Raw genomic sequence first — 17,421 nt, 5'->3', positions numbered from 1 at the left:
ACGGATGAATATATTTCAGAAATCACTCAACGCTTGAATCATCGGCCAAGAAAAAGACTCGGCTTTAAAAGTCCGAGTCAGGTATTATGGCAACAACATGGTGTTGCACTTCAAATGCTAATCTAAGATACATTAAAAGCATGGTTATTAGAAACTTTTAATGTGGCATTAAATGGTCAATATGAAAGTGCTGTATTAAGACAACAAAAGGTGGGTAATGTACATGCACGTGTGGGCATTCCATCATGGCTCATTATGCGTGGTGTACGTGAAATAGAACGTACGATGTTTGAATATATTGCTTCAGACAACAGTACCAACTACATGAATGTGGTGAGTTATGTGGTGCAACTGCTCGGGTTTTCGACCGAGATTATGTGCCGTACTTATGAGGATAAAACGGCTAAAAACCACGAAGTTAAGCACAGTTATCGACTCTTTTCTGCTATGCAGGATGTGGCAGTACACAAAGACCGTCAGCGTGGTTCATTACTCGACTGGGAAAATGATTTGATGTTTAAGATTTTCTCGGGCCAAGGTAAGTTTTATCAACAGCTATTTTCAAAATCTGAATTTGGTTTATGGTTTATACATAAGGCTTCTTATGCTTTTACCGGTTCAGAACAAGTTGGATTAATCACAAAACGAATATATGAAATAGATGCATTGACAGAAGAATGTATGCTGTTAGAAGGTCGTGAACAATTAATGCTGATGGTGCAGAAAATCCGAAGTATTAACCGTGAAATTCAGCATTTGGTTGATCAGCTATTTCAAGTGACCGAATACATCGAATCTGGTAATGATGCCTTAACCCAGTTATTAAATCGCCGTTATTTAAATACCATTGTAGGGCATGAAATTAGCTATGCACGTAAACATAGATCGGCGCTTTCTTTGCTTGCTTTGGATGCAGATTATTTTAAAACCGTGAACGACCGTTATGGCCATGCGGCAGGAGATATGGCACTAAAGTTTATTGCTGAAACCTTACAAAAATTCAGCAAGGGTAGTGACTATGCTTTCCGTATAGGTGGCGAAGAATTTTTACTTTTACTGGTCGATAGCGACTTGAGCCGCGCCAAAATGGTCGCAGAAAATATTCGAATGTGTATTGAAGATACGACATTGCAAACATCTGTGGGTGAAGACTTTAATTTTACCGTGAGTATTGGTTGTACACAGTACGATGGTCATCCAGATTACCAGCGCTTTTTAGATGCGACTGATTTAGCGTTATATAGTGCGAAAAACCGTGGCCGTAACTGTGTATATGTGACAGAAGTACAGAAAATGGCTTAACCGTAAAATACATCAGTGCGCTTGTAGATGAAGCGCACTGTTTAACTTGCTTGAGTTGATTTAAGCTTCGACCACCACATAATATTTTTTAACTTTTTCAACCACTTCAAATGTCCCTTCAAACGCTGGAGGGATAATTCCAGCTTCGCCAGCACTGACTTCAATCACAATGTCTGAATGCTTATGATGCAGGCGGACACGACCTTCAATCACTGTAAAAAATTCTTGTTTGTTGGCTGCAAAGACAATATTCCATGCACCGACTTCGCACTGCCAAATCCCACAGTCCATGTTGGGGTGCGCATAAGCACTGTAGGTATGACGCTCTGGGTTACCTTTAACCAGACGATCAGGTCGTGGATAATCAACTGCGCACGTACTATCGGTGAGTCCTTCACCTGCAAGCCAAATCTGTGGCATGGTCTTTTCCTCAAACAAAAACTAAATAATTAATAATGGCTGATAAAAAAGCCCCCAACAAAAGTTGAGGCTTGATATACAACAGGAATTAGTAACTTTCAGGCACAGCACTTAAGAATTCGCGACGTTCTTCTTTGTTGGTTTTAAAGTCACCTACAAAAGAAACGGTACGTGTTGTTGATTCTTGCTTGCCTACACCTCGCATCATCATACACATGTGTGCAGAGTCAATCACGACAGCAACCCCGCGAGCGCCAGTTACTTCCGCAACCGCTTCAGCAATTTGCTGCGTGAGATTTTCTTGAATTTGTAAACGACGAGCAAACATTTCTGTAATACGGGCAAATTTAGATAAACCCAAAACATTGCCTTCAGGGAGATAGGCAATATGTACACGGCCATAAAATGGCAAAAGATGGTGTTCGCACAATGAATAGAATTCAATGTTTTTAACTAAAACCATTTCACGGTTATCTGAAGGAAAAACCGCATTGTTGGTCACTTCCTCTAAAGTTTGGTTATAACCAGACGTTAGATAAGAAAAAGCTTTAGCAGCACGCATCGGCGTATCTTTAAGACCTGGGCGATTCAGATCTTCACCAACGGCAGTAAGAATGTTAGCGTAGGATTGCTGCATAGACATAGATGTGTTCACTTACACAGAGAGATTGAACAAGGAGCGCATTGTAGCAGAAAACCATTACAATGCCCGCTTTTAAGGAGAAATCCGATTACTGTTTAAACTTTGGGTTCTTTTCTGCACGTTTTAACAAGACTAATACCGCACCAGTCCCACCTTGTTTTTCAGGTGCACTGACAAATGCCAAAACATCGCGGTGCTGACGTAGCCAACTATTGACGTGGGTTTTCAAGATAGCTTCAGGGCCTTTACCATGCACAATTTTGAGTACATTTTCATTGTTGTCTTTGGCCATTTGAATAATCTGCAAAACGGCACTTCGCGCTTCTTCAATGGTACAGCCGTGCAAATCTACCGCTTCAAACCAGCGTAAATTACCTGCTTTTAAATCTTCAAATACACGATGTTGCAAAGTTGCAATGCGGTAGCTTAAGTTGGCTTGGCTGGCAACTGGATTTAACATGGCCTGTGTATCGGAAAGCAATGTTTCATCCGTTTCTAGGGGGCCAGTCGCAGAGGCACGTTTAGCAAGAATTTGTGCATCTGGTTTTTTCTTCGTGCTCTTTGTTGTTTTTGCAACATTGCTGGCAGCCATTTTTTGCACGCCTTGCATTTGCTTGCGAAAAAAATCTAAGTCTTCTTGATGTTCCTGTTCTGGCGTTTTTTCAATAGGTGCAATGGGTTCGGGCGCAGGCGCCGGCTTATTGATTTGCTTTTTAAAAGCATTCAGTAAGTTATATTGTTCTTTAGACAGCGAAGAATCGTGTTTGCTCATAATGGAAAAAACAAGGGAGGAGGCTAAGACAGAGCTAAATTATAGTCCCAATTGTGAAAAATGAGAAATATATTACATTTGCGCTTTATATTTTAAATCTGAGTCAGAAGAATAGTTTACGACCATTTATAGCCAACGCATGTAAAGCTATGCCGTGATACTTGATGTATTCAATATTCAATCTAAGTAAACACACCAACATCTTATTACCAAACTACAGATTTAATATTCGTTGTGCTGTTTCATAGCCATTGATATAGGCACCATGGACTGTGCCTGCATATTTGAGACTACAGTGTTCCCCAGCAAAAAACGCTTTTCCATCAATGTGATTTTCAAATACTTGCGTTAATTTTTGGTTGTGATGAAGTGCAGGGAAACTAAAAGAGCCATAGCTGTTCGGATCAGATCCCCAGCGTGTGATAATCAAGTCTTTAGGTTGGCCAATCGTGGTCTTAAATGTGTCCTGCAAACTTTGCCTAATCATATCCCAGACCGCATTATCATTCGCATGATCCATAAAAACAGATGCTGACCCGCCAAATAACATGAGATAGGTTGGCTTTTGATAGATGTGTGTCAAATCTAAAAGATTAAATAATTTATTATTGCTCCAGTATAGCGTACTGGAATTCATCTCTAATGAAGAAGAATGAAGTGGAAGAACAGTGTCTAATTGAAAAAATACTTTATTAAATGAACCAAATCCCATGTTATTGATGGCATGACGATAGGGATCTGCTAAGGGTGGGCTAAATTGAAGATGTCCATGTTTTAATACACCTAAAGGTACGGCCACCACAATTTGTGAAGCTTGAAAGATTTGATGGTGTTGATCTTCTATTTCGACATAACCAGATTTAAGCGAAATTTTTTGAACCTTAACGTTGAGCTTAATATCAAGATCTTGTGCAAGCTGATGAATCACTTGTGTATAGCCTTCAGGAAAAATGACTTCATCTCCCTCAAAATAGCCTTCATAATTTTGATATTGGCTAGAGAGTTGTTCTAAATCTGTGGCATAAGGATCATTCGCGACATATTGAAAAAAACTAAGCAAAAGCATTTTTAAGTCTTGTGCTGAAAATGCATGATTCTGATCATCAAGTGAATTTAAGATGTTTTTCACAGCCAGCAAAGCTGATTCATGCTCACTTTCTAATAATAAAGATTGTATTTTTTCAATATAATTCTCAAAAACTTGAGCTTCATATTTAGTAAATAATTGACCGTTAGCATGAAAATATTGTGGTTGGTCGTAGTTGAATACTTGAGTTTTAATCTTAAATTTTTGGATCAATGTCCAGATGGGGTTGTTTTGAATACCATGAATCCATGAAGCGCCTAAATCAAAAATATCATCATTCATTTTGTTAGAGTCGATTCGCCCACCAATTCGATCGCGTGATTCCAAAATAATGACGCTTTTGCCAGCATCTTGCAGTTGTTTAGCACAACTAATTCCTGCAATACCCGCACCGATAATATAAATAGGCAGACCACAGTTATTATTATTCATATAGCGTTTGAATCGAAAATTGAGTTTATAAATTGATTTTATAAAAAGAATGAAAAAGGTCGATCTTTGGCAACATCACTACTATGTAAATTTACCTAAAATTACAAGGGTTTATTGCGCTAAAGTAGAGATCTTCTTTTAATTATATGCACTGCGCAGAGGGCACAGAAAGAAGTATCGCATCTAGCGAAATCGTTTAGGGGTGAATGTGTTCACCCCTAAACCAAAGAATTTATTGTGACTGTGGTACGCCAAATAATTCAGCAAAAGCCTGATCAGGACGAGGCTGTTTCATAAAGCTTTCACCCACTAAGAATGCGTGAATATCATTTTCTTGCATCATTGCTACATCGGCAGGTGTAGCGATACCGCTTTCAGTCACTAATAGGCGAGAAGGTTCAAGCAATTTTTTCAAACGTAGTGATGTATTTAAATCTACATCAAAGGTTTTTAAGTTGCGGTTATTCACACCTAATAGGCAACGATCATCTAAACGGAGCGCACGTTCGAGTTCGTCTTCATCATGCACTTCAACCAGCACATCTAAATTATGCTCAAACGCAGTTTTAGACATTTCTTCCAGTTGTTGATTAGACAAGCATGCCACAATCAGCAAAATACAGTCCGCATGCAAAGCACGAGCTTCAATCACGCCGTATGGATCAATTAAAAAGTCTTTGCGTAGCGCAGGTAAGTCACAATGTGTGCGGGCAATCTGAATATTTTCGTCTGCACCTTGGAAAAAATCCACATCGGTTAAAACAGATAAACAGGCAGCGCCAGCTTCTTGATATTGCTGTGCAATTTCTGCAGGGTTAAAGTTTTCACGAATTACGCCCTTAGAAGGGGACGCCTTTTTAATTTCAGCAATTACGCCCGGACGTTTGCTTAACAACGATTTTGCAAAACCACGTACAGGCGTTGCCGCTTGCGCGAGTTCTTCAACATCTTTATAACTTTTCTGTTTTAAGCGAACAGCAAATTCTTCCTGCTTACGGTCAACAATTTTACCTAAGATGGTATTTGCGATATCAACCATGATGTTTTTCCTTAATCCTTAGGCTTCGTATTGTTTCAGTGTTTTTGTAAATTCAGACAGCACGTCCATTTTTTCAAGTGCTTGACCGCCATAGATAATGTCATGTGCCAGCGCAACACCCAGTTTATAGCTTGGTGTTAGGCCAGATACATAGATACCCGCACCAGCATTGAGTGCAATCATATTGGCTGCTTTATCACCTTTGGCGCTTTTTTTCTTGCCTAAAGCATCTTTAATCAGCGCTAAGCTTTCTGCTGAACTTTCTACAGATAAACCTGTTAATGTTTGCGATTCAATATCTACATCTTCAGGTTGAATTTGCCATTCAGTCACTTCACCATTTTTTAATTCTGCAACATAAGTGCTTGATGCGAGGCTAATTTCATCTAGGCCGTCTTTTGAGTGCACCACCATCACGTGTTCAGCACCAAGTTGCTTCAATACCTCTGCAATTGGGCGACAAAGTTCAGGTGAAAATACTCCAATGACAAAGCGTTTTACGCCAGCCGGATTCGTAAGCGGGCCGAGTAAATTAAATATGCTACGGAAGCCCAATTCTTTACGTGGACCTGCCGCATATTTCATTGCTTTGTGATGGTTTGGTGCAAATAAGAAGCCAACTCCAAGTTCACGGATGCAACGTTCTGTCTGTTGCATACTAAGATCTAAATTAATCCCTGCTTTTTCAAGTAGATCTGAAGATCCCGAAGACGATGACACACCGCGACCGCCATGCTTAGCAATTGTCGCGCCTGAAGCAGCGATAACAAATGAAGACGCAGTAGACACGTTAAACAAGTTTTGACCATCACCACCTGTGCCGACAATATCGACTAAATTAGGCAAGTCGCTCACATCAATTTTAATGGCAAGTTCACGCATCACACGTGCAGCTGCTGTAATTTCATCGATACTTTCACCCTTTAAGCGTAAGCCCATCATAAACGCGCCAATTTGTGCATCAGAGGCTTCGCCATTCATAATGGTACGCATGACTGCTTCCATTTGTGGCTGAGTGAGTTCGATGTTTTTTGTAATATTATTTAAAGCTTGTTGAATATTCATTTGGATATCACTTATGCGTAAATTTCTAAAAAGTTTTTGAAAATTTGGTGGCCATGTTCACTCAGAATGGACTCAGGGTGGAATTGCACGCCTTCAACGGGCAATGTCTTATGTTTTACACCCATGATTTCTTCCATAGAACCATCAATTTCATTGGTCCAGCAAGTCACTTCTAAACACTCCGGTAGCGTTGCTTGGTCAATCACTAATGAGTGATAGCGCGTTGCTGAAAAGGGAGACGGAAGATTGCTGAAAATACCTTTGTCACTGTGATACATATCTGACAAGCGACCATGCATGACTTTCTTTGCGCGAATAATATCGCCGCCAAAAGCTTGCCCTATGGCTTGGTGGCCTAAGCACACACCGAGCAATGGAATTTTGCCTGCAAAATGTTGAATAGCAGGAATGGAGATGCCTGCTTCACTTGGTGAACAAGGGCCAGGGCCAATGACCAAATACTTCGGTTGCCATCGTTCAATATCTTCCAAAGTCACGGCATCATTACGGACTACTTTTACTTCCTGATTTAACTCGCCAAAATATTGCACGATGTTATAGGTAAAAGAGTCATAGTTGTCGATCATGAGAAGCATTTTAGATGTAACCTTTTGAAATTTATCTAAGTTATTTCTTTACATGCCTGAGTAATCATCGTAATGACTGACTCAGTATATAAGCCCACTGAATAATAAACATTACAAACAGAGGCTATTGGCTAATATAGCATTTATTGCACGCTTTTTTTGGTTTTTATCAAGGTTTTGAATACGCTATTTTTACAGGTTGAAATTGGTTTTAAATGAAGAATAGATATTTGATTTATATATTCATTGTAGATTCATAAAAAAGAGAGGGATCATTTAGTTGATATTTAGAGTGATTAAATTCGCCTCATAAAATCTGATATTTGATTCAAAGAATCAATCATTAAAATAAAATAAGTTTAAATCAATGAAATAATTAAAAAACTTTTAAAAAATAATGATTTAGAAATTAGATGTTTAAAAATGTAGTAATAATGTCTATCAAATTGATTTCATAGGTAAATTTTATCATTTTTTGTGTATTTTTTTTAGCCATAGTGCTGTGCTATTTTAAGGGCGTAAGAATAATTTAAAGATGAACACAATGATAATAGATGAATTATCAAATAAAAAAATACTATTACTTCAGGGGCCTATAGGTTACTTTTTTCGTAATTTAGCTAGGGATTTAAAAGACGTTAATGCAAGTGTTTATAAAGTAAATTTTAACGGTGGGGATGAATTTTTCTTTAAAAATGGATGGAATTTTAATGGGGAAATGTATGAATTTTCATCATATATTCAGCAGTTAGTAAAGCAGTATGACATCGACAGCATTATGTTGTTTGGGGATTGTCGGCCTATACATCGTTTGGCACGTGCAGCGTTGTCAGAATTTGAGTTGGAATGGTATGTATTTGAAGAGGGCTATTTGAGGCCGAATCACATCACCTGTGAAAAAGGTGGGGTGAATGGTTTTTCAAGTGTACCTAAGCGATTTCAACAATATCTCCAGCATCATCAAGAAGATCACATTATTGCAGATGATGTTGTGGAATTAGGGCGTACATTTTGGTATGCCGCATTTTGGGCAGCCATTTATTACATTATGGCGAGTTTAAAGTCCAAGCAATATCCGTTTTACCAGCACCATCGGCCACTGACAATTGCCGAATTTTGGCCTTGGTTAAAAGGTGGGATTCGTAAATATCAATTTAAATTAAAAGAAAGGCGTATTGAGAAATATTTATTAAATTTCAAAAAGAAAGATTATTTTTTAGTGCCTTTGCAAACCCATAACGATGCACAAATTGAATTTCATTCTAATTACAGTGGAATTGAAGAATTTATTGAAGAAGTGATGTATTCATTTGCCCATCATGCACCTCAAGATACGCTTTTAGTGCTAAAGCAGCATCCATTTGATCGTGGATACCGTGAATATACGCAACTTATACAGCAACTGGCATTGCAGTTAAACATCAGTTCTCGGGTTTTATATATTCATGATCAGTATTTGCCTGATTTACTTGAAAATGCACGTGGCGTGGTCGTGATTAACAGTACTGTAGGAATGTCTGCAGTAGAATCTTTGGTTCCTGTGAAAGTCTGTGGGCGTGCGGTATACGACATCGAGCCCATGACCATGCAATGCCATATAGATAGGTTTTGGCAACAAGCTTTGGCATGGAATGTGGATGAAAAAGTTGTACAGAAATATCTGTATTTTTTACAACACACCACGCAGTTTAACGGTAGTTTTTACAAAAAAATGAGTGGATGTCAAAACCAAACAGGCGTGGTTTGGTCAAAAGTTAAAGTAGAAATATACAAGAAAAATCGTTCAACAAATCCATTGTTGAATGTGAAATAATTGAATTAATAGGAAAATAAAAATGTTATTAAAACCCGTCATACTCTCTGGAGGTTCAGGCAGCCGTTTATGGCCTTTATCTAGAGAAAAAAACCCTAAACAATTACTGAAGTTATTTAACGAAAAGACCTTATTACAAAATACCGTGGGCCGTATTTCGGGTTTGGAACAATATTTTGCGCAAATCTCCACACCACTCATTGTAGGGAATGTGGACTATCGTTTTATTGTAGAAAATCAATTAAAAAGTATGCAATCTATTGCACATTGTATTTTAGAGCCTGTTTCGAGGAATACAGCGCCAGCGCTTACCGTCGCGGCGTTTAAGTCAATTGAAAATGGCCTAGATCCTGTGCTGTTAGTGATGCCAGCAGATCACGCAATTTCCAATATTGAGGCATTTGAAAAGGCTGTGCATATTGCAGCAAAAAAAGCTGATGAAGGTGCAGTTGTTTGTTTTGGTATAACACCACATGCAGCAGATATTGGTTTTGGTTATATTAAAACACAAAAAAATGATCAAACTGGTATTCACCAACTTGAGAGGTTTGTAGAAAAACCATCTTTAGAAATTGCCAAACAATATGTGGCTTCTGGCGAATATTATTGGAACAGTGGTTTATTTGTATTAAAAGCAAGTGTATGGCTTTCACTTATCAAACAAGCCAATCTTGCAATTTACACCGCCTGCGAAGAAGCATTTCAACTCTCTACAAAAGTAGATGCATTTACGATTTTAGATAAACCAAGTTTTGAAAAATCAGAAGATGATTCGATTGACTATGCCGTGATGGAAAAATTAGGGCAAGGGGCTTTTTCACATGTACCAAGTTATGTTGTGCCATTTGATGTAGATTGGTCGGATGTGGGGGGGTGGGCTGCGGTATGGGAAATTAGCCAGCAGAATGAACAAGGAAATGTGCTCAAAGGTGTCGACCCAACGCTTGTGCATGCGTCCAAAAATAATTTGGTCTACTCTTCGAATAAGCGTGTGGTTTCTCTTTTAGGTGCAGAAAATTTAATTGTGGTAGACACAGATGATGCGCTATTTATTGCTGACCGTGAGAACCTAAATGAAATGCGCGCACTGGTGAAAAAAATAAAAGATCACTATCCAGCGCTCATGGAAAATGGTCGCAAAGTTGATCGCCCATGGGGAACCTATGATTCAATTGATAAAGAACAAAACTTTCAAGTGAAACGAATCGTGGTTAATCCTGGTGAAAAACTCAGTCTACAAATGCATTATCACCGTGCGGAACATTGGATTGTGGTACGTGGAACTGGACGAGTCACTTGCGGTGAAAATGTATTTTTATTAACGGAAAATGAGTCGACTTATATTCCAATGGGAGAGGTTCATCGTCTTGAAAACCCAGGAAAGGTTCCATTAGAAATAATTGAAGTGCAATCAGGACATTATCTTGGTGAAGATGATATTGTGCGCATAGAAGATAATTATGGTCGTTGTGGTTAAGCACAGCTAAAACAATAGATTTGCGGCGAGAGGACCTTACCGCAAATGGTGATAAAAATTTAAATTTTTAAAATTAGAGTAATGCTAGCGCATGTTGAAACAGAAACGTTTATCGTGGTCATTTGTACTGATTGTGATTATTCCCTCAGTATTTTCAATTATATATTTTGGTCTTATCGCATCAGACCGCTACGTATCTTCTTCAAGTTATGTCATACGCAGTCCACAAAAAACCGCCTCCGCAGGAGGCTTATCCGCTTTTTTACAAAGCTCAGGCTTTGCCCGTTCTACGGACGATGCCTATGTAGTCAATGATTTTATGATGTCGCGTGATGCGGTTACCAAACTGCAGAAAGAGCTTGATCTGAAAAAAATCTATACCCATGCTCATATCGATTTTTTAAGCAAATTTGATGGTATGGGTTTAGATAATACGATGGAAAATCTTTATAAGTATTATCAAGATCGTGTGAAAGTCACGATGGAGTCCACGTCTTCGATTTCTACACTTGAAGTCCGCGCATATTCAGCAGAAGAGGCATATAAGATAAACAATAAGCTGCTCAATATGGCGGAAGATCTGGTTAATGGCTTAAATGCGCGTGGCCGTCAGGATTTAATCCGTACATCGGCTACAGAGGTGGTGGTTGCTCAAAAACGTGTAGAAGCTATTTCAGCAGAGCTGGTGAAATTTAGAAGCAAAAATCAAATTTTTGATTTGGAGAAACAAGCTACTATTGATTTGCAGCTGGTTTCTAAATTGCAGGATCAGCTGATTTTGGTGCAAACCCAAATTGCGCAAGTGCAGCTGGTGACACCAGAAAACCCGCAAATTTCAATTTTAAAAGAACGTGAAAAAAATCTGGAAAATCAGATTTCCAAAATCAAGGGTCAAATGCTCGGCAATGGCAACAGTTCATATAACAATAAATCGATTGAATATGAGCGCCTCATGGTGGCCAAAGAAGTGGCGGTGAAACAGCTTGCTGGTGCTATGGCGACATTGGAGCAAAATAAAAATGAAGCTGAGCGCAAACAGCTGTACTTGGAACGGATCGCACAGCCTAATATGGCGGATGCAGCCATTGAGCCAAAGCGCTTTAAAAATATTATTTCCACGATTTTGATCTCATTAATTTTATGGGGAATCTATAGTTTGCTGGCAGCAGGTGTAAGAGAGCATCAAGGTTAAAATGAATAGTTCTTTTGTCAAAAGCTTAAAAATACAGATTCGGGTGATAGGCGCATTGCTACTTCGAGAGGTGCTGACCCGCTATGGACGTCATAATCTTGGCTTTTTATGGCTGTTTATTGAACCGTTACTATTTACGATCGGCATTGTGATTTTATGGTCTTATACAAAGTTGCATACTGGAAGCATTTCGATAATAGCTTTTTCCATTATTGGCTATTCTTACATTCTCATGTGGCGAAATATCAGCAATCGTTTAGCAGGATCTGTTGAGCCAAACTTATCGCTTATGTATCACCGCAATGTCCGTATTGTTGACGTGTATTGGTCTAGGTTGATATTGGAAATTGCGGGTATTACGATTTCATTTATTCTGCTGATGACAATATTTATCGTGCTGGGCTTTATAGATATGCCAGACAACATTTTTCTGATGCTTTGTGCGTGGCTTCTTTTGGCATTATTTACAGCTGGCCTAGGGTTTGTGGTGGGTGTGATGTCTGAAATATCGGAAGTTTTTGATCGGATTTGGCATACATTCACTTATCTGTTTTTACCCTTTTCAGGTGCATTCTATTTTGTAGATACCTTGCCGACATATTTACAGAAATACATCCTATATGTGCCCCCCGTTCATGCGATTGAAATGTTGCGTCATGGTTATTATGGGCATCTTGTACAGACCCATGAAGAACCGCTGTATTTATTTGTTGTTTCTATAAGCATGATTCTTGTTGGATTGATGGGGATATCTTGGCTGAATAAAAAGGTGATTCCTGAATGATAAAACTGGAAAATGTATCGAAGCAATACCATATTCATTCTGGCTGGAGAACAGTGCTGGATGATATTAATTTTGAAATGAAAGGAAATGATAAAGTTGGTTTTCTTGGGCGTAATGGTGCAGGTAAATCGACTTTAATCCGTTTGATCAGCGGTGTAGAACAACCTTCAAAAGGAACAGTTTCGCGTGGTGTTTCTGTTTCATGGCCGTTGGCTTTTGGCGGTGCTTTTCAAGGTTCGCTGACAGGTATGGATAACCTGAGATTTATTGCCCGCATTTATGATGTGGATATTCAGTATGTGCGTGACTTTGTCCAAGATTTCGCTGAATTAGGAAGCTATTTATACGAGCCAGTTAAAAGCTATTCACAGGGTATGCGGGCACGTTTTGCATTCGCGCTGTCTATGGCAATTGAGTTTGACTGTTTTTTGATAGATGAAGTGATCTCAGTTGGCGATGCGCGTTTTCACCGCAAATGTGAAGAGGAGCTTTTTGAAAGAAGAAAAGATAGGGGTATTATTCTTGTTTCACATGAAGTTCATAATATTCGTGAACGTTGCAATTCAGTTTGCGTACTTCATCAAGGAAAAATGAAGCACTTTGATAATATTGATGAAGGGTATGATTTTTATAATTCCTTGATTTAGGGATACAATTTTTATAATTCGTTAATGTTAGCTGAAATTTAGGTTTCATTAGAGTTTGATATTAAAAAAGCCAGATCATAATCTGGCTTTTTTTAATTCTAGATTCTTTGCAGTCTGATTTCACTGATTTTCAGTTTATTGTCCTCATTTACATCTATGAAAAATTCAGCATTTTGAATGTCATTTTCTAGATTAAATATTTTTTTTGAGATGATTGAATTAGTGGATTTTTGAATTGGTAAGTCATTAAAGTTTACTGCAATTTGTTTTGAATTAAATTCATCATAATAGCCAATTGAAAAATTTATCATTTGATTTTGAGGTGAAGTGCCTAAAATCTCAATTGTGTATTTTCCTAAGTCTAAATTGACTAGACCGCCAGTCAAAAGATTTCCTTTTTTATTCTGAGTATAAATTCCGCTCTCATTTTTTAGACCAATTTCAGATTTGAAATAATTGTGAGCAGTGTTTAGAAGTATAAAAGGAAGATCACTAGTTTTCTTGATTTCGAAGCAACTTACATATAAGTCATTTTTTTCAGATGATTCTATATAGATTTCAGCTCTATCAATTGATTCATTTAAGCTCACTGGTATATTGCAGATAATTTCAGGAATATCATAAATTCCTTTGCTTAAAGAGAGGGTTAAGAATCTTTTCTCGAATAGTACTTTGATTTCACCATGTAAATGAGTAACAATTTTAAGATTAATTTCTTGTTCAATATAGGATTTACCATATATTTTAAGATCATAGCTACCACTTTCTAAAGGGAAATAGCCCCCCCAAACAAGTAAACCTTTTTCAAATTTAGATTTAATTCGATCACTTGAGTAAATACCGCTGGTACTATTAAATTTATTTGAACAAACTGGTAATAGCCAAAGTTTATCGTCACGATGCCATGTTTCGGAATTGTGGCCTTTTGTTATGGCATTCATCAGTTGTTTAGCCGATTCTCCCCAGTTTTGTGATGTAAAATTATTGCCTAATTGCTGTTTATGATATTTCAAAATAATATTTTTCAAATCTTCTGCATCATTAAAATATAAGCAGGAATTTTTAGTTACTTCTCGAAACACAGGGATGTTTCTAGCGATAACGGGTGTATTGTGCTGTAATGATTCAATCAGGGGTAGTCCAAAGCCTTCACCTAATGAAGCAGCAATGAGTGCAGTTGAATTTTTATATAAATATGCTAAATCGGCATCTGATATTTTTGAAGGCCAGAATAAAAGTTTATCTTTATATTGACTTGAATTAATTACTTCAATGACTAAATCATTGTTCCAGCCACGAGCACCAACGATGACTAAAGAACCTTGGTAACCGGAATCCCAGAGATCAGACATTGCTTCAATAACTTCTAAGTGTCCTTTACGGGGTTCGACGCTGCCGACCATTAAAAAAACAGGATTTGAAAAATTTATTTTTTGGAGTTCGATATTTAAATTTTTATCTAAATTTATGTGTTTTTCATTTTTAAAATTACCGCCAAGATGAAACCATCCTATTTTTAAATTCGTATTAATGTTCTCTACGGCATTAAGATAATATTTTGAATGTTCCATTACAGATTGTGAAACACATACTAAATGGTCGGCTTTAGCGATCGCCTTAAACCAGCCAAAATGTGCAACTGCTGAATTTGGGCTAAAAAAGCTATCACCAAAATCAAAAGGCAAAAGATCATGAATAACAAAAACTGTTTTACATCCTTGTGATCTGAGTTTTTCGTATGCACCTTCTTTTGTATGTGCATTATGGTCAAGATCGATACTAATAAAAATATCTCCAATTCTAATATCATTAATATCAATTGATGAGTATTTTTTATTAATTTTAATGGTTTTTGGTGGATTTTCTATGGCTTCAAGAATGTCGCTATGATGAGAAATTTTAATTGGTATAATTTCAAATTGATCGCTGTAGCTTTCGATTAAAGAATTGTAGATTTCATTTGTTACTCTTTGAATTCCTGTAATAAAATCTACAGTTATTAATTGTGAAATATCATATAGAATTCTAGGTTTTCTATTTTCTCGAAAATTTTTAATTATTTTTAAAGCTATTTGTTCTTTTTTCGTATTACTCAGGTCGTCATTAATAGTAATTTTTTTAATAGCGTTGACACTTGAATTTATTAAATAAGAAGTATCAGCAGTAACTCTCTCGTTAGTACTACCAAAAGATTCCATGGAATCTAAAATTAATTTTGCACTTTTTTCCCATGTAAAAGTTTTTGAATGACTTTCACAATATTGCGAAATTTCATTCCTTAACTTTGGATTTTCTATTAAATTTTCTAATAATTTCTTTATTTCTAAAGCATTGTAGGGGTCGAAAGTTAAATCTTTTCTTCCAATTACCTCTGGGAGGCTGGTTGTGTTCGATGTAATAACAGCTGCACCACATGCCATTGCCTCAAGAGCGGGAAGCCCAAAGCCTTCATGAAATGATGGGAAAACAAATAAGTAGCAGACGCTGTATAAATCAATAAGCTGTTTGTCTGTAATATATTTTAGAAAAATATAATCCTCATTGTTTAATCCGCATCTGTATGCATAGTTCTTAAACTTATTCAAATGTTCATCATTTAATATCCCAGCAATGATTAATTTACTATTCTGTTTTGCTATTTTAGATAAAAGTGAGTAAGCTTTAATTAATTTCAAATGGTTTTTCCTTTCGTCACTTGCGCCAAAATAGAAAATAAGTTTTTTATCTTTTAGTTTACAATCCAGCATCTTTTCTATTTTTTCAAAAGATGGCATGCTATTTTTGAAATTTTTTTCAATACCTTCAGATGTTATTATAATTTTTTCTTTAGAAATTCCTAAGTAAGTTTTGAGTTCATTTGAACATGAATTTGATACTGCAGCGTATAAATCTGCTTCTTTAAACTCTGATATTTGCTCTAAATAATATTTTTTAAAATCAGGATTCGGATCGAGATATATTTTTGGCTGTATTAATGGGATTAAATCATGAGATGTCGCGATTACTTTATATCTTCGAGTCTTTGGAATTGATAAAACGGTATCATCATGATAGCCTTCGAAATAAGTTGTTAAGAAAACAAAGTCAGGATCAATTTTTTCAATAAATTTTTCGCGTAAGATGACTGAGATATTTTTATTAATTTTATTATTTGCATTGCTGCCTGAACAGGGCCCTATACCATACCATATATGAATGTTTGAAATTGGTACAAAGTCAGAATAATGGTTTATTAGTTGTCCTAAATTGTCATTAAATTGGCCATTGAATAATAAATGGCAGTCGTGCTGGGTTACAGCTTCTTTTAAAAATCCAGTAACCATTCCTGTAGTATAGCGACCTATTCCACGGTTACGACTTAGGTTTTGACACCCTTGCATGTCTATAACAATACGCATATTTAAAACTCAAAATTATAATTGTTTGATGATTTCATTGAATAACTTTTGTTCTTTATCATTCAATGTTGCAGTAGCGAGTGGTAATGATTTGATATTCTTATTTCTCACAAGTTTTAATTTTTCAAAACTTATACTGTGAGTTGATAAAAAATGTTCTCGCTTAGGTATATCGTTTGATTCGATTTTAAATTGCAGCTCGGTTAAACGATTCATCAAGATCCGCTGATTTTTTGGCATAGAAGTTGAAAACAAGCGGACGACGGGCAAATAACCAGAAATGCTCAAAGCTTTGAGACGTTGAACATCGAGGCGAATGAGCGTGAGATCTTTTTGATTAAAATGCAATTTAGTTTCAGCTGATTTCAGCATCTGCTCAATGATTGTTAGACGGTCAATACCTTGTTCTAACCGACCTAAATAATATTTTAATCCTTCAGGGTCAGGCTCTCGATTGAGAAAACAGCGGTACAGAATAGTCACGAATGGCGTACCCCAATATTGGAGCATTTTCGGTATATTTATCAGAGTTGTCATTGTTGTTTGGCTTTATATTTGGGCTAATTGAGCTTTTTTTATTCTATATTTGGCACTTTAGTTTGTATATAGAATATAGGCTTTTGCTCGACAGTAGTTGTGTAATTATTTCGATGAATAACAGTAATTTAATCAAAAAAAATAAAATAAGCCTTAGTGTTAAAAGTTGTGTAATTGTGTATATTAAATCACTTGTTATTAACAATAAGTGAATAATAAAGAAAAT

General features: G+C 36.8%; 14 protein-coding genes and 1 pseudogene. 6 read left to right on the top strand and 9 right to left on the bottom strand.

Features of this window, described 5'->3' with window-relative positions:
• Nucleotides 1-108: 108 nt before the first annotated feature.
• Nucleotides 109-1,302, top strand: a pseudogene (locus DYI81_RS08635) (GGDEF domain-containing protein); the annotation flags it as partial.
• A 60-nt stretch (nt 1,303-1,362) separates the two neighbouring features.
• Here DYI81_RS08635 and DYI81_RS08630 read toward each other — a convergent pair.
• From DYI81_RS08630 to DYI81_RS08600, 7 genes are all read right to left on the bottom strand, one after another.
• Nucleotides 1,363-1,722, bottom strand: coding sequence for a cupin domain-containing protein (locus DYI81_RS08630; protein ID WP_117007308.1), 360 nt, complete (start codon nt 1,720-1,722; stop codon nt 1,363-1,365).
• 88 nt (nt 1,723-1,810) lie between these two features.
• A complete protein-coding gene (folE, locus tag DYI81_RS08625) occupies nt 1,811-2,359 on the bottom strand; it encodes a GTP cyclohydrolase I FolE (protein WP_171356341.1) in 549 nt (182 codons plus the stop codon).
• A 94-nt stretch (nt 2,360-2,453) separates the two neighbouring features.
• The gene (locus tag DYI81_RS08620; RefSeq protein WP_117007307.1) at nt 2,454-3,137 is read right to left on the bottom strand and encodes a Smr/MutS family protein; all 684 of its coding nucleotides are present in this window, start codon (nt 3,135-3,137) and stop codon (nt 2,454-2,456) included.
• A gap of 214 nt (nt 3,138-3,351) precedes the next feature.
• Entirely contained in the window at nt 3,352-4,656 is a 1,305-nt protein-coding gene (locus DYI81_RS08615) for an NAD(P)/FAD-dependent oxidoreductase (protein WP_117007306.1), read from the bottom strand.
• A 232-nt stretch (nt 4,657-4,888) separates the two neighbouring features.
• Nucleotides 4,889-5,695 carry an indole-3-glycerol phosphate synthase TrpC gene (gene trpC, locus DYI81_RS08610; RefSeq protein ID WP_117007305.1) on the bottom strand — a complete coding sequence of 269 codons (807 nt, stop codon included), beginning with the start codon at nt 5,693-5,695 and terminating at the stop codon, nt 4,889-4,891.
• Between the two features lie 18 nt (nt 5,696-5,713).
• On the bottom strand, nt 5,714-6,760 hold the full coding sequence (trpD, locus tag DYI81_RS08605; protein WP_117007304.1) for an anthranilate phosphoribosyltransferase: 1,047 nt from the start codon (nt 6,758-6,760) through the stop codon (nt 5,714-5,716).
• Between the two features lie 11 nt (nt 6,761-6,771).
• Nucleotides 6,772-7,356, bottom strand: coding sequence for an aminodeoxychorismate/anthranilate synthase component II (locus DYI81_RS08600; protein ID WP_106986290.1), 585 nt, complete (start codon nt 7,354-7,356; stop codon nt 6,772-6,774).
• A 709-nt stretch (nt 7,357-8,065) separates the two neighbouring features.
• Here DYI81_RS08600 and DYI81_RS08595 point away from each other — a divergent pair.
• From DYI81_RS08595 to DYI81_RS08575, 5 genes are all read left to right on the top strand, one after another.
• Nucleotides 8,066-9,160 (top strand): capsular biosynthesis protein, encoded by a 1,095-nt coding sequence (locus tag DYI81_RS08595; RefSeq protein ID WP_147396030.1) that lies wholly within the window; start codon nt 8,066-8,068, stop codon nt 9,158-9,160.
• 22 nt (nt 9,161-9,182) lie between these two features.
• Complete coding sequence (locus DYI81_RS08590; protein WP_117007303.1) at nt 9,183-10,637, top strand: mannose-1-phosphate guanylyltransferase/mannose-6-phosphate isomerase; 1,455 nt, start codon at nt 9,183-9,185, stop codon at nt 10,635-10,637.
• A gap of 91 nt (nt 10,638-10,728) precedes the next feature.
• A complete protein-coding gene (locus DYI81_RS08585) occupies nt 10,729-11,829 on the top strand; it encodes a hypothetical protein (protein WP_106986293.1) in 1,101 nt (366 codons plus the stop codon).
• A 1-nt stretch (nt 11,830) separates the two neighbouring features.
• The gene (locus tag DYI81_RS08580; RefSeq protein ID WP_106986294.1) at nt 11,831-12,613 is read left to right on the top strand and encodes an ABC transporter permease; all 783 of its coding nucleotides are present in this window, start codon (nt 11,831-11,833) and stop codon (nt 12,611-12,613) included.
• Nucleotides 12,610-13,260 (top strand): ABC transporter ATP-binding protein, encoded by a 651-nt coding sequence (locus DYI81_RS08575; RefSeq protein ID WP_106986295.1) that lies wholly within the window; start codon nt 12,610-12,612, stop codon nt 13,258-13,260. The genes DYI81_RS08580 and DYI81_RS08575 overlap by 4 nt, the downstream gene beginning before the upstream one ends.
• Nucleotides 13,261-13,358: 98 nt before the next feature.
• Here DYI81_RS08575 and DYI81_RS08570 read toward each other — a convergent pair whose 3' ends face one another.
• Together DYI81_RS08570 and DYI81_RS08565 are read right to left on the bottom strand one after the other, a co-directional pair.
• Nucleotides 13,359-16,658, bottom strand: a complete 3,300-nt coding sequence (locus DYI81_RS08570) for a glycosyltransferase family 1 protein (RefSeq protein ID WP_117007302.1) — start codon at nt 16,656-16,658, stop codon at nt 13,359-13,361.
• Nucleotides 16,659-16,673: 15 nt separating this feature from the next.
• A complete protein-coding gene (locus tag DYI81_RS08565; RefSeq protein ID WP_171356335.1) occupies nt 16,674-17,141 on the bottom strand; it encodes a DUF4214 domain-containing protein in 468 nt (155 codons plus the stop codon).
• Between the last annotated feature and the right edge of the window lie 280 nt (nt 17,142-17,421).

It is taken from the genome of Acinetobacter sp. SWAC5 (genome assembly GCF_003419885.1).
Classification (GTDB): domain Bacteria; phylum Pseudomonadota; class Gammaproteobacteria; order Pseudomonadales; family Moraxellaceae; genus Acinetobacter; species Acinetobacter cumulans.
The sequence above is the reverse complement of the archived record's forward strand: the minus strand, read 5'-3'. Positions and strand labels throughout refer to the sequence as shown.